The following is a 13822-nucleotide window of genomic DNA, read 5'->3' as shown; positions in this document are numbered from 1 at the left end:
ATCATTATGGATATAATGAGAAGTGTTGTGGGTATGGCGGTATTGCTGGTGATCGCATACTTACTGTCGGTGAATAAAAAGCACATCAGCTTACGTACCGTAGGCGCTGCGCTGGTACTGCAAATCGCGATTGGCGGGATCATGCTCTACTTCCCGCCGGGCAAATGGCTGGTTGAGCAGGCCGCGTTGGGCGTGCATAAGGTCATGTCTTACAGTGACGCGGGCAGCGCCTTTATCTTTGGTTCCCTGGTAGGGCCAAAAATGGATGTGCTGTTTGATGGCGCCGGGTTTATTTTTGCCTTCCGCGTGCTCCCCGCCATTATTTTTGTGACAGCGCTTATCAGCCTGCTGTACTACATCGGCGTGATGGGGCTGCTGATTCGCATTCTGGGCGGGATTTTCCAGAAAGCCCTGAATATCAGTAAGATTGAATCATTTGTTGCGGTCACGACGATTTTCCTCGGGCAGAATGAGATCCCGGCGATCGTGAAGCCGTTTATTGACCGCCTGAATCGCAACGAACTGTTCACTGCTATCTGTAGCGGGATGGCCTCGATTGCGGGTTCGATGATGATTGGCTATGCCGGCATGGGCGTGCCGATTGATTATCTGCTGGCAGCCTCGCTGATGGCGATTCCGGGCGGGATCCTGTTTGCCCGTATTCTGAGTCCGGCAACGGAAGCGTCAAAAGTCACCTTCGAAAACCTCTCTTTCACCGAGACGCCACCAAAAAGCATTATCGAAGCTGCGGCAAGCGGGGCGATGACCGGGCTGAAGATTGCCGCCGGCGTGGCGACGGTGGTCATGGCGTTTGTCGCAATTATCGCGCTGATTAACGGCATTATCGGCGGAATTGGCGGCTGGTTCGGTTATGGTCATGCGACGCTTGAAGGGATCTTTGGCTGGGTGTTAGCTCCGCTTGCGTGGATTATGGGCGTTGACTGGAGTGATGCCTCTCTGGCGGGTAGCCTGATTGGGCAGAAGCTGGCGATCAACGAATTTGTCGCTTACCTCAATCTCTCGCCTTACCTGCAGGATGGCGGCACCCTGGATGTGAAAACTATCGCCATCATCTCTTTTGCGCTGTGCGGGTTTGCCAACTTTGGTTCCATTGGCGTGGTGGTTGGGGCGTTCTCTGCCATCTCGCCTCAGCGTGCGCCGGAAATCGCCCAGTTGGGTATGCGTGCGCTGGCGGCAGCTACGCTCTCTAACCTGATGAGTGCGACTATTGCCGGGTTCTTTATTGGACTGGCATAGCAGATAGCGGGAGTTTGCCGAACGGCGGCTGATGCCTTATCCGGCCTGGAGAAACGCTCCCAGGCCGGATAAGTTGTTTTTACTGGTTTGTTTTTAACAGATATAGCGCGTTATCAGCGGAAAGGGTGGGGTTGTTGATACTGACGCTGGCGCGTGACAGGGCCGCACAGGCCATCGCAAAATTCGCGCTTTCGCGAAAATCGCTCCCTTCCAGGAAGCAGTAGATAAGCCCGGCCATAAAACCGTCGTCAGCGCCGAAGCTGTCGACCACCGTATGAGCAGGCGGCGTGAGTAAGAATTGCTCACCGTCTTTCTCGCTACAGAAGACCGACTCATCTTCCAGACAGACAAAAATCTGCTTAATGCCCTGTTGGTGCAGAGCATTCACCGCGCTGAGCCGATCGGCGTCGCTGTTGATGGGATGACCCCATAAGATTTCCAGCTCTTTTTGCGTCGGTTTCAGCGTATGGATGCGCGTAAACCAGGTTTTCACCTTTGTTGCCTTGAACTCGGAAACGGTATCAATAAACACTGGAATATCATCAGCCACCGTAAAGACCCATTCGATGGCTTCCGGCGTCAGGTTGCAGTCCGCCAGCACCACGCCAGCGTGGCGGATTAAATCCCGCGAGCTGTTTAGTAACTGCGGCGTTAGCTGCTGCAGGATGTGGGTATCGTTAATCGCCAGCACCGTCTCTTCCTGCTGGTTGGCGATAGAGAGATAGGTGGAGGTGTTATGCCCGTGCAGGCGAATGCAGCTGGAGATATTGACGCCCGCCTGACGCGTTTGTTCCAGCAGCGTCTCGCCATAAAAATCACTGCCGACAGCGGAAATCAGATGCACATCACGACCCAGCAGCGCGAGGTTATGGGCGATATTGCGCCCAACGCCGCCTGCGGAACAGTGGATACTGCCCGGATTGGACGCGGCCTGCGGGTAGTGGATATCCGCCATACCGCGAATATCCATGTTGATTGCTCCCACCACCACGCAATAGGCCTGTTCGGTGAGGATGTAACCTTTCCCTTTTATCGCCCCTTTACGCATCAGGTCCATGATGTGCGCGGCAACGCGAGAACGGCTGATCTGCAAAATGTCGGCGATTTCGTTTTGCTGAATCAGCGGGTTGCGGCGCAGAATTTTGAGTATCTGTTTTTCCCTGTCGTTCATGATTACGCAACCGCCGTTTCAGTCTGTTGCGCTTTCAGCCAGGCAATCTCTTCTCCCCAGATGTCGGGATTGATGGTTTCCAGCACCAGCGGGATGCCGTCAAAACGGGCGTCCTGCATGATCCAGCGGAACGCGTCGTGACCAATGTTGCCTTCACCCAGGCTGTGGTGGCGGTCGACCCGGCTGCCAAAGGTACTCTTGGCATCGTTCAGGTGCATACCGCGCAGATACTGAAAGCCGACGATGCGCTCAAATTCGGCAAAGGTTTTTTCACATTCAGCAGCGGAGCGTAAGTCATAGCCTGCGGCGAAGGCATGGCAGGTGTCGATGCAAACGCCGACGCGCGATTTGTCTTCCACGCCGTCGATGATGGCGGCGAGGTGTTCAAATTTGAATCCGAGATTGCTGCCCTGACCGGCGGTATTTTCAATCACCGCAGTCACGCCTTCGGTCTGGGCGAGGGCGATGTTGATTGACTCGGCAATCTTCGCCAGACACGCGTCTTCCGATATTTGCATCAGGTGGCTGCCCGGGTGAAAGTTAAGCAGGGATAAGCCGAGCTGCTCGCAGCGCTGCATTTCATCGAGAAAAGCGTCGCGGGATTTTTCCAGCGCGTCGCTGACCGGGTGGCCCAGGTTGATCAGATAGCTGTCGTGCGGCAGGATCTGAGCGGATGTGAAGTGATATTTCTCACAGGCGGCTTTAAAGTCATCGATGATTTGCGCGGTGAGAGGGGCGGCGCGCCATTGACGCTGATTTTTGGTAAAGAGCGCAAACGCGGTTGCCTCGATTTCAGCGGCGCGAATGGCGGCATTTGCCAGCCCGCCCGCCGCGCTGACGTGTGCTCCGATGTATTTCATTAAAACTCCTGTTAACCCTATACGCTTTATCCTTCAGGCTGCCTTTGCGTTGGTGGCGTTCACTCACCCCGGTCACGCATTTATGTACGCTCCCGGGGATGAATTCACTTGCCATCTTGATGCAACGTGAGTGGTTTTGCGTATAAACAAACAATCAACAAATAATTCCCAATCATAGCGGGTTAACAGGGTCAGGATGTAGCGAATTATGCAATAACGTGCTGGACCAGGACGTTAATCACGCCACCGCCGACAATCAGCCAGATGAACAGCACCAGCGCCATTAACAGCGGTTTCGCCCCGGCTTTTTTCAGCGCACTCACATGCGTTGTCAGCCCCAGTGCCGCCATTGCCATGGCCAGCAGTATCGTATCCAGGGTGACCAGCATGTTCACTACCGCCTGTGGCAACAGGTGGAATGAGTTGAAAATGGCAACCACGATGAACAGAATTGCAAACCACGGAATGGTGATTTTGCTTTTTTCCCCACCGCTGGCCGGTGACAGTTGCTTAACACGTGCGGCCATAAAGATGAGGAACGGAGCCAGCATCATGACGCGCAGCATTTTGGCAATCACCGCCGCGTTTTCCGCATCCGGGTTGATCGCATGTCCTGCCGCCACAACCTGTGCCACTTCATGCATGGTGGAGCCAATAAAAATACCGTACGTTTCCGGGCTAAACCACTGAGCCAGCAGCGGGTACATCGCCGGGTAGAGGAAAATCGCCATCGTCCCGAAGATCACCACCGTCGCGACGGCGACCGTGACTTTGCTGGCCTCGGCTTTCACTACCGGCTCTGTCGCCAGCACCGCCGCCGCACCGCAAATACTGCTACCTGCGCCGATCAACCAGCTGGTCTGGCGATCCAGCCCAAAGACTTTCTGACCCAGAAAGCAGGCCAGCATAAAGGTGCTGGACAGCGTCAGAATGTCGATCAGGATGCCGCTGACACCCACGTCAGCAATCTGCGCGAAGGTGAGGCGAAAGCCGTAGAGGATAATCCCCAGGCGTAATAAATGTTGCTTGGCAAACAGGACGCCGCCGTCACAGCTTTTCCAGATCTGCGGATAGACGGTATTACCGATCACCATCCCCAACAAAATTGCTAAGGTGAGGGCGCTGAACCCGGCCCCTGCCACGGCGGGAATGGACCCGCCCCATAAGGCAACCCCGGTAATTACTGCACTCAGGGCAAGCCCCGGAATAAAATGCCACATTGTTCGACGATGAGTCGTTAAGGTGAGTTCTGTCATTGCCTTCTCCTCTTTTATGGGCAAAAGGTTACGGCGAACTGGCTTAAAAATAAAATTGATTATATATTTATAATTAATCTTTATAAGTGGTAAGCGACCATGCACATCACCCTGCGGCAACTCGAAGTATTCACTGAAGTTTTGAAAAGCGGCTCAACGACGCAGGCGTCGGTGATGCTGTCGCTGTCGCAGTCGGCGGTCAGTGCGGCGCTGACCGATCTGGAAGGCCAGCTGGGTGTTCAGCTTTTTGATCGCGTAGGCAAACGGCTGGTGGTGAATGAACATGGACGCTTGCTTTATCCGCGGGCGCAGGCGTTGCTGGAGCAGGCGGTGGAAATTGAGCAACTGTTCCGCGAAGACAACGGTGCTATCCGTGTGTACGCCAGTAGCACTATCGGTAACTATATTCTTCCGGGGGTGATCGCCCGTTATCGTCGTGATTTCCCCACTCTTCCCCTGGAACTCAGCGTCGGTAACAGTCAGGACGTGATGACGGCGGTGCTTGATTTTCGGGTCGACATTGGGCTTATCGAAGGGCCGTGCCACAATACGGAAATCATCTCGGAGCCGTGGCTGGAAGATGAACTGGTGGTGTTCGCTGCGCCGTCTTCGCCGCTGGCACAGGGACCGGTGACGCTTGAACAACTCGCCGCTGCCCCCTGGATCCTGCGCGAGCACGGTTCCGGAACGCGGGAAATTGTGGATTATCTGCTGCTGTCGCACTTACCGAAATTTGAAATGGCGATGGAACTGGGAAACTCCGAAGCCATCAAGCACGCCGTGCGTCATGGGCTGGGAATTAGCTGTCTGTCACGGCGGGTAATTGATGAGCAACTCCAGGCGGGAACGCTCAGCGAAGTCGCGGTGCCGCTTCCGCGTCTGGTGCGTACGCTCTGGCGGATCCATCATCGCCAGAAACACCTCTCCAATGCGCTCCAGCGCTTCCTGAGCTATTGCGAATAACGCCAGGGGACCGATGCCTTACCGGTGATGAGTCCTGAAGGCTATCGGTCCACTATTCTCTGCTATTACTTATAATCCGCGGCCGGTCATGAAGGTCTCTTATAACAGCGCATTTGTGCCAGATAGAGAGCGTTTCGTCTGTTACAATCGCGCCTCATTTTTTGGATGGATAGCATTTTCACATGGTTTCCGAAACTAAAACCACAGAAGCGCCCGCGTTACGTCGCGAACTGAAGGCGCGTCACCTGACGATGATCGCCATCGGCGGCTCCATCGGTACCGGCCTTTTTGTTGCGTCTGGTGCCACCATTTCCGCAGCGGGTCCTGGCGGTGCGCTGTTTTCCTATATTCTGATTGGCCTGATGGTGTACTTCCTGATGACCAGTCTTGGCGAACTCGCGGCGTATATGCCGGTGTCCGGTTCGTTTGCGACCTACGGTCAGAACTACGTTGAAGAAGGCTTTGGCTTCGCGCTGGGCTGGAACTACTGGTACAACTGGGCAGTAACCATCGCCGTTGATCTCGTGGCGGCACAGCTGGTGATGAGCTGGTGGTTCCCCGATACCCCAGGCTGGATCTGGAGTGCGCTGTTCCTTGGTGTGATCTTCCTGCTGAACTACATCTCGGTCAGAGGCTTTGGTGAAGCGGAATACTGGTTCTCACTGATCAAAGTGGCAACCGTGATTATCTTCATCATCGTGGGCGTGATGATGATAGTCGGCATCTTCAAAGGCACTCAGCCGGTGGGCTGGAGTAACTGGACGACGGGCGATGCGCCGTTTGCCGGTGGTTTTGCGGCAATGATTGGCGTGGCGATGATTGTCGGATTCTCTTTCCAGGGGACGGAGTTGATTGGTATTGCTGCCGGTGAATCTGAAGACCCTGAGAAGAACATTCCGCGCGCGGTGCGTCAGGTGTTCTGGCGGATCCTGCTGTTCTATGTCTTCGCTATTCTGATCATCAGCCTGATCATCCCGTACACCGATCCGAGCCTGCTGCGTAACGATGTGAAAGACATCAGCGTCAGCCCGTTTACGCTGGTCTTCCAGCATGCCGGTCTGCTCTCTGCGGCGGCGGTGATGAACGCGGTTATCCTGACGGCGGTGCTGTCGGCGGGTAACTCCGGGATGTACGCCTCAACCCGTATGCTCTACACCCTGGCCTGCGACGGCAAAGCCCCGCGTATTTTCGCGAAGCTGTCTCGCGGCGGCGTTCCGCGTAATGCGCTGTATGCTACGACGGTGATTGCTGGTCTGTGCTTCCTGACCTCGATGTTCGGTAACCAGACGGTTTACCTGTGGCTGCTGAACACGTCCGGGATGACTGGCTTTATCGCCTGGCTGGGGATTGCCATCAGCCACTATCGTTTCCGTCGCGGCTATGTCATGCAGGGCCGTGACCTGAAGGATCTGCCGTACCGTTCAGGCTTCTTCCCGCTGGGGCCGATCTTCGCGTTTGTCCTGTGCCTTATCATCACGCTGGGCCAGAACTACGAAGCGTTCCTGAAAGACACCATCGACTGGGGCGGCGTAGCGGCAACCTATATCGGTATTCCGCTGTTCCTGATTATCTGGTTCGGCTATAAGCTGACCCGAGGGACTCGCTTTGTTCGTTACAGTGAAATGCACTTCCCGGAACGCGTGAAGAAATAACAGCAACCACACAAGTGAAACGATAAAAAACCCCGACGCTGTCGGGGTTTTTTGTTGGGGGAGACTCAGAAGTTGTACGTCAGACCTACCGTGTAGCGACGACCATCGAGGATAGTGTCGTAGGTATCGTAATCAATCTGTTTATCCAGTGCGTTATAAACCCCAGCCGTCACCAGCAGGTTTTTGTTCGCGTTGTATCGCAGACCGACATCAACCTGCGTATAGGACGGCGTACCCTGCGACATAGAGGTGCGGCTCAGGTATTCGGAGGTTTTACCGCGGAAGTTCAGACGGCTCCAGAAGCCCACGGTCTCCGTTGCCTGCCAGTCCAGCGTCGTGTTAAACATATGCTTTGGCATTTTGTTTAATGGCTTGCCCTCGAATTGACCGCTTTTCTGTTCTGACTCGGTATAGGTGTAGTTGGCCGTCCAGTTGAGGTCGCGGGTCATTTTCCAGCCGAACGTCGATTCCACACCGCGCATGTTGGCTTTATCAACGTTCACGCGATCGCTGATAAAATCATAGTGCTCACCGCCAATCGTACAGGCCGGATCGGCGCTGCTGTTACAGCGGCGAACTTCGGTGATCTTGTCTTTGAAATCGGTATTGAACAGGGTGATGCCGGCGTTGAGGTTGTCGCCGTTATCCCACAGCAGCCCCAGTTCTTCGCTCAGGCTCTTTTCCGGCTTCAGATCCGGGTTACCGACGATAATGCCATTCAGACGACCGCCTCCGGTGACCTGACCCCAGTTTGCGGAGGATTGACGCAGGTCCGGCGCGCGATAACCTGCGGAGACACCACCTTTTAAGGTCCATTGATCGCTCAGATGCCAGACGCCATAACCGCGCGGTGTCCAGTTGTCGCCGTAGTTTTCGTCTTTATCCATGCGGATGCCGCCGGTCAGGGTGAAGCTGTCGGTCATTGCCCATTCATCTTCCGCAAACAGCGCCCAACTCCAGCGAGTCAGTTTGTCCAGACCATCAGCCGCTTTCAGTTGGTTGCCGGTATCGCGCAGTTTTTCATAACGATATTGACCGCCCAGCGTCAGGGTATGGGCGCCGAGGAAAATCTGGTTCTGGTTATTGAAGATCGTGTTGTACGACTTCATCTCACGACCCGGGTTGTTGGTCTCTTCCTGCTGGATATAGCTGGTGGTGTTGAACTCATCGTAATAGCCGCTGTGCGTTAATGAGTACGTGGTGTGCTCATAGCGGTTTTCACTTTTTGTATTGGGTTTACAGGTTCCGTTACGGCAACTCTCTGCGGCCATTGATTTGCCAGGCGTACTGTCGCGATCCTGCAATTCACGGGCGATATCAAAATCGATGTCATTCTTATCGTCCGGCGTAAAGTTAAGGGTCAGACCGCCGTTACGCAGGCGTTGCTCATTGTAGCCATTGACAATTTGGTCTTCCGCACGGCGAGACAGCAGTCCGGTGACTTTCGCGCCCAACAGGCCGTCGATCAGTGGGCCAGAGGCATAGGCATTGGTCTGGAACAGATCGCCGGAATCGCTGTTTTCCTGGAAGGTGGCATCGCCGTGCAGAGAGCCGGTCCAGCCTTTGGTATTAGAGACTTTTTTGGTGATCACGTTAATCACGCCGCCCATCGCATCGGAGCCATACAGTGATGACATCGGGCCACGGATAACTTCGATTCGCTCAATGGACTCCAGTGGCGGCAACCAGCCCTGCTCGATCCCAGAGTTATCGCTGTTCGGGCGTGTACCGCGAGTGCTAATGCGTTTGCCGTTCACCAGGAACAGCGTGTACTGCGACGCCATCCCGCGGATGCTGATATCACTGCTGCTGCCCCCGCCGGTGACCACCACGCCGGGCACATCTTTCAGCGCATCGGTAACGTCGCGGTAAGCTTTATCTTCAATTTGCTGTTTCGAAATAACCGAAATTGAAGCTGGGGCATTCTGGATTTTCTGCTCAAATCCCGTCGCGGTAACAACAACGGTATCCTGATCGGCAGCATGAACGAACGATGGGAGGCACGCCGCGCTGACTACGACGGCAATAGCCTTAACGTGAGGTATGGTCATTTTGTCATTCCATTAAACGAGTAAAAACCGCATGTCATGTGAAAGGCCATGACAACTGTATGTGTTTGTCTTTTAAGAACTCTTTGCGGTAAAGAAGCGAGGGGAATTGTACAAAATAATGAATATTTGTAAACAGTAATGATAATTGAAATCATTTGCATTTATCTGATTTGTAAAAGAAATCCTTTTACGTCAATGAGATAGGTGAGCGTAAATGTGAGGAAAAAATGAAGAAATCATGGAGAAGTAACGAAGAAAAAAGGAGGGCACATAGCCCTCCGCGGCTATTTCATCAAATGCTCTGCATGGAAGCGCAGATGATCCTCAATAAATGAGGCAATAAAGTAATAGCTGTGATCGTAACCGGGCTGAATGCGCAGCGTCATCGGCCAGGCGGTCTGACGTGCGGCTTCTGCAAGAACGGCGGGTTGTAGCTGGTCGGCCAGAAACTGATCGCTGTCACCCTGGTCAATCAGCGTCGGGATGGCATCTTCCGGCTGGCTGGCGTACATCAATGCACAGCTGTCCCATTCCGTCCATGCGGCCTGATCTTCGCCCAGATAGGCGCGAAACGCTTTCTCGCCCCACGGGACGCGGCAAGGATTAACGATGGGCGCGAAAGCGGAAACGCTGGTGTATTTGCCCGGATTTTTCAACGCCATGATCAACGCGCCGTGACCGCCCATTGAGTGTCCACTGATCGCGCAGCGATCGCTGACGTTAAAATGCGCCTGAATCAGCGCCGGGAGTTCATCACGTACGTAGTCATACATGCGGAAATGGGCAGCCCAGGGTTGCTGCGTGGCATTGAGATAAAAACCGGCTCCCTGGCCCAGATCGTAACCCTCATTATTGGCGACCTGTTCGCCACGCGGGCTGGTATCCGGCATGACTAATACAATACCCAATTCAGCCGCGATACGCTGCGCGCCGGCTTTGGTGGTAAAGTTTTCATCATTACAGGTTAACCCGGACAACCAGTACAGAACTGGCGGAGAGGTGGTGTCGCGAGGCGGGGGGAGAAAAATGCTGAACGTCATTGCGCAGTTCAGCGTGGTGGAGTCGTGTCGCCAGCGTTGCTGCCAGCCTTCAAAACAGCGGTGCTCTTCGAGCATTTCCATGCGTGGCTCCTTGTTGTGTTGAACCTGAATGTGTTCGCAAACTCCCCATAATACAGATAATTCATGGCACTGTGAGTAACTTTCACTTCCGCATTGCGCAGACATGCTTCATCATCGATACCACGTCGATGTAACCCTTCCCGCTGCCTTTTGCGAAACACGATTTGAAAGGCGACGGCGATTTCAATAATTATCGTTGCGAATACTGGATTATGTGCGCGGCCTCACGCACAATAATCAGGCTGTCTACAGCCTACAAACTTTGCCCCACGTAGGGCAGAGGTGCCACACCTGCAGGAGAAGAATAAATGTCATCACTCAGTAAAGAAGCGGCCCTGGTTCATGAAGCGCTGGTAGCGCGAGGGCTGGAAACGCCGCTGCGCCCACCCGTGCATGAGATGGATAACGAAACGCGCAAACGTCTTATCTCAGGCCATATGACCGAGATCATGCAGTTGTTGAACCTCGATCTGAGCGATGACAGCCTGATGGAAACGCCGCATCGCATCGCCAAAATGTATGTCGATGAGATTTTCTCGGGTCTGGATTACGCCAATTTCCCGAAAATCACCGTCATTGAAAACAAAATGAAGGTTGATGAGATGGTAACGGTACGCGACATCACGCTGACCAGTACCTGTGAGCATCACTTCGTGACCATTGATGGCAAAGCCACCGTGGCCTATATCCCGAAAGATTCAGTGATTGGTCTGTCGAAGATCAACCGCATCGTCCAGTTCTTTGCACAACGTCCGCAGGTACAGGAGCGTTTAACGCAGCAAATCCTGACTGCGCTGCAAACCCTGCTGGGGACCAACAACGTGGCGGTATCGATTGATGCGGTGCACTACTGCGTGAAAGCGCGCGGTATTCGCGATGCCACCAGTGCGACCACCACCACCTCGCTTGGCGGCCTGTTCAAATCGAGCCAGAATACGCGTCAGGAATTTTTGCGCGCTGTACGTCATCACAACTGATTAAGGCAGGGGCTATGGAGCGTAATGTCACGCTGGATTTTGTTCGTGGCGTCGCCATCCTCGGTATCCTGCTGTTGAATATCAGCGCCTTTGGTCTGCCAAAGGCGGCTTACCTTAATCCAGCCTGGTACGGAAATATTACCGCTTCCGATGCCTGGACCTGGGCTATTTTGGATTTATTCGCCCAGGTAAAATTCCTCACTCTTTTTGCACTGCTGTTTGGCGCGGGTCTGCAAATGCTGCTGCCACGCGGCAAGCGTTGGATCCAGTCCCGTCTGACCCTGCTGGTGCTGCTCGGTTTTATTCATGCTTTGCTGTTCTGGGATGGCGATATTTTACTGGCTTATGGACTGGTGGGGCTGATCTGCTGGCGACTGGTACGCGATGCACCGTCGGTGAAAAGCCTGTTTAACACCGGGGTGCTGCTCTATCTGGTTGGGATTGGGGTCCTGTTGTTGCTAGGTGCGATTTCCGGTAGCGCCTCTAATCGCGCCTGGACGCCGGATGCCTCAGCCTTACTGTATGAAAAATTCTGGAAAGTTAACGGCGGCGTCGACGCTATCAGCAATCGGGTTGAAGGATTATCAAACAGCCTGCTGGCGCTCGGCGCTCAGTACGGCTGGCAACTGGCGGGTATGATGTTGCTCGGAGCAGCACTGATGCGCAGTGGCTGGCTGAAAGGGCAGTTTCGTCTTTCGCATTACCGCCGCAGCGGCGTTTTACTTATCGCCGTGGGCCTGCTGATTAACCTGCCTGCCGTGGTCGCGCAGTGGCAACTGGACTGGAACTATCGCTGGTGTGCCTTCCTGTTACAGGCCCCGCGTGAACTCAGCGCGCCGTTTCAGACGATCGGCTATACCGCGTTGATGTTTGGTTACTGGCCGCAGCTTAGCCGCAGTAAAATTGTTCTCGCGATTGCCTGCGTCGGACGAATGGCGCTGACGAATTACCTGCTGCAAACCCTGATTTGCACCACACTGTTTTATCAATTCGGCTTATTTATGAAATATGACCGTCTTGAGCTGCTGCTGTTTGTTTTCCCGGTGTGGCTGGCAAACCTGCTTTTCTCCGTGATTTGGCTGCGATTCCTGCCTCAGGGCCCGGTGGAATGGCTCTGGCGACAATTAACCCTGCGTGCGTCAGGGATATCATTGCCCCATACATCCAGATAACGATCTGGATCACAATCATTAACAAAATGGATGTAAGCGCTTTCATCGCTGTGACCGCACTCACGTAGTCCTTTCCCCTCCGCTGACAAAATAGCCGCCAGTTATGCAGCGAGTGACTGCAATTCCAGACAGGGTAGTGAATATGATCACCATTCGTGATGTGGCGCGTCAGGCAGGCGTATCCGTGGCAACGGTTTCCCGCGTATTAAACAACAGTGCGCTGGTCAGTCCCGATACGCGCGAGGCGGTAATGAAGGCGGTGACGCTGCTGGGCTATCGGCCAAACGCCAATGCCCAGGCGCTGGCCACGCAGGTCAGTGAAACGATTGGCGTGGTGGTGATGGACGTTTCCGATGCGTTTTTTGGCGCGTTGGTGAAAGCGGTGGATCTGGTCGCCCAGCAGCATCAAAAATATGTGCTGATCGGCAACAGCTATCATGAGTCCGAAAAGGAGCGTCACGCCATTGAGGTGTTGATCCGCCAGCGGTGTAATGCTTTGATCGTTCACTCGAAAGCGTTAAGCGATCGGGAACTGGGCGAGTTTATGGACCAGATCCCCGGTATGGTGCTGATCAACCGTATAGTCCCTGGTTACGCCCACCGCTGTGTCTGCCTTGACAATATCAGCGGCGCGAAAATGGCGACCCGCATGCTATTGAATAACGGTCATCAGCGCATTGGCTATCTGGCCTCCAGCCACCGCATTGAAGATGACGTCATGCGCCGGGAAGGGTGGAGCAGCGCGCTCAAAGAGCAGGGCATTGTCCCGCCGGAAAGTTGGATCGGCACCGGTTCGCCGGACATGCAGGGCGGTGAGGCGGCGATGGTGGAGTTGTTGGGGCGCAACCTGCAGTTAACCGCTGTGTTCGCCTATAACGACAATATGGCTGCCGGGGCGCTGACGGCGCTGAAGGACAACGGCATTTCCATCCCTTTACACCTTTCAATCATCGGTTTTGACGATATTCCCATCGCCCGCTACACCGATCCCCAACTGACAACGGTGCGCTATCCCATTGCTTCTATGGCAAAACTGGCAACAGAACTTGCCTTGCAGGGCGCGGCTGGAACGCTGGATTTATCCGCGTCACACTGCTTTATGCCGACCCTCGTGCGGCGTCATTCGGTCGCCGTGCGACAGAATGCGGCGGCGATCACTAACTTATGATTTCGCCAGATGTAACCGCTTTCAATATGTGAGTAAATTCACAGTATCTTAACATTGTCGTCGCTATGATGGCACCGCTTGTCGCACTGTAACTACGATGTAACTGTGAGTAATCACTTTTACCGAGGTAAAGTCGCCTTAAGCGAAATTAAAGCCTATTTCTGGAGCGTTACC

General features: G+C 54.2%; 11 protein-coding genes. 6 read left to right on the top strand and 5 right to left on the bottom strand.

What is annotated here, in order from left to right; all coding sequences use genetic code 11:
- Positions 1-6: 6 nt before the first annotated feature.
- Positions 7-1257 carry a NupC/NupG family nucleoside CNT transporter gene (locus tag ACERJC_RS10305; protein WP_178828323.1) on the top strand — a complete coding sequence of 417 codons (1251 nt, stop codon included), beginning with the start codon at positions 7-9 and terminating at the stop codon, positions 1255-1257.
- A 79-nt stretch (positions 1258-1336) separates the two neighbouring features.
- On the opposite strand, the gene ACERJC_RS10300 is transcribed toward ACERJC_RS10305, so the two are convergent.
- The 3 genes from ACERJC_RS10300 to ACERJC_RS10290 form a co-directional block, all read right to left on the bottom strand.
- Positions 1337-2428, bottom strand: a complete 1092-nt coding sequence (locus ACERJC_RS10300; RefSeq protein ID WP_152403546.1) for a sugar kinase — start codon at positions 2426-2428, stop codon at positions 1337-1339.
- A 2-nt stretch (positions 2429-2430) separates the two neighbouring features.
- Positions 2431-3288 carry a deoxyribonuclease IV gene (gene nfo / locus ACERJC_RS10295; protein WP_371894639.1) on the bottom strand — a complete coding sequence of 286 codons (858 nt, stop codon included), beginning with the start codon at positions 3286-3288 and terminating at the stop codon, positions 2431-2433.
- A gap of 206 nt (positions 3289-3494) precedes the next feature.
- On the bottom strand, positions 3495-4544 hold the full coding sequence (locus tag ACERJC_RS10290) for a YeiH family protein (RefSeq protein ID WP_371894640.1): 1050 nt from the start codon (positions 4542-4544) through the stop codon (positions 3495-3497).
- A 99-nt stretch (positions 4545-4643) separates the two neighbouring features.
- On the opposite strand from ACERJC_RS10290, the gene yieE reads away from it, so the two are divergent.
- Both yieE and lysP read left to right on the top strand, forming a co-directional pair.
- Positions 4644-5507, top strand: a complete 864-nt coding sequence (yieE, locus tag ACERJC_RS10285) for a DNA-binding transcriptional regulator YeiE (protein WP_152403553.1) — start codon at positions 4644-4646, stop codon at positions 5505-5507.
- A 182-nt stretch (positions 5508-5689) separates the two neighbouring features.
- On the top strand, positions 5690-7159 hold the full coding sequence (lysP, locus tag ACERJC_RS10280) for a lysine-specific permease (protein WP_286633697.1): 1470 nt from the start codon (positions 5690-5692) through the stop codon (positions 7157-7159).
- A 65-nt stretch (positions 7160-7224) separates the two neighbouring features.
- On the opposite strand, the gene ACERJC_RS10275 is transcribed toward lysP, so the two are convergent.
- Entirely contained in the window at positions 7225-9210 is a 1986-nt protein-coding gene (locus tag ACERJC_RS10275; protein ID WP_373671599.1) for a ligand-gated channel protein, read from the bottom strand.
- A gap of 284 nt (positions 9211-9494) precedes the next feature.
- Positions 9495-10331 (bottom strand): S-formylglutathione hydrolase, encoded by an 837-nt coding sequence (fghA, locus tag ACERJC_RS10270; protein ID WP_152403559.1) that lies wholly within the window; start codon positions 10329-10331, stop codon positions 9495-9497.
- 308 nt (positions 10332-10639) lie between these two features.
- Here fghA and folE point away from each other — a divergent pair, with 308 nt between their 5' ends.
- From folE to galS, 3 genes are all read left to right on the top strand, one after another.
- On the top strand, positions 10640-11308 hold the full coding sequence (folE, locus tag ACERJC_RS10265; protein WP_012131616.1) for a GTP cyclohydrolase I FolE: 669 nt from the start codon (positions 10640-10642) through the stop codon (positions 11306-11308).
- A 14-nt stretch (positions 11309-11322) separates the two neighbouring features.
- Complete coding sequence (yeiB, locus tag ACERJC_RS10260) at positions 11323-12480, top strand: DUF418 domain-containing protein YeiB (protein ID WP_286633696.1); 1158 nt, start codon at positions 11323-11325, stop codon at positions 12478-12480.
- A gap of 142 nt (positions 12481-12622) precedes the next feature.
- Entirely contained in the window at positions 12623-13648 is a 1026-nt protein-coding gene (gene galS / locus ACERJC_RS10255) for an HTH-type transcriptional regulator GalS (RefSeq protein ID WP_373671598.1), read from the top strand.
- Positions 13649-13822 lie beyond the last annotated feature (174 nt).

The organism is Citrobacter telavivensis (assembly GCF_041807075.1).
Taxonomy (GTDB): domain Bacteria; phylum Pseudomonadota; class Gammaproteobacteria; order Enterobacterales; family Enterobacteriaceae; genus Citrobacter_A; species Citrobacter_A telavivensis.
Note: the sequence above shows the minus strand (reverse complement) of the source record. Positions and strands in the feature narration are given on the sequence as shown.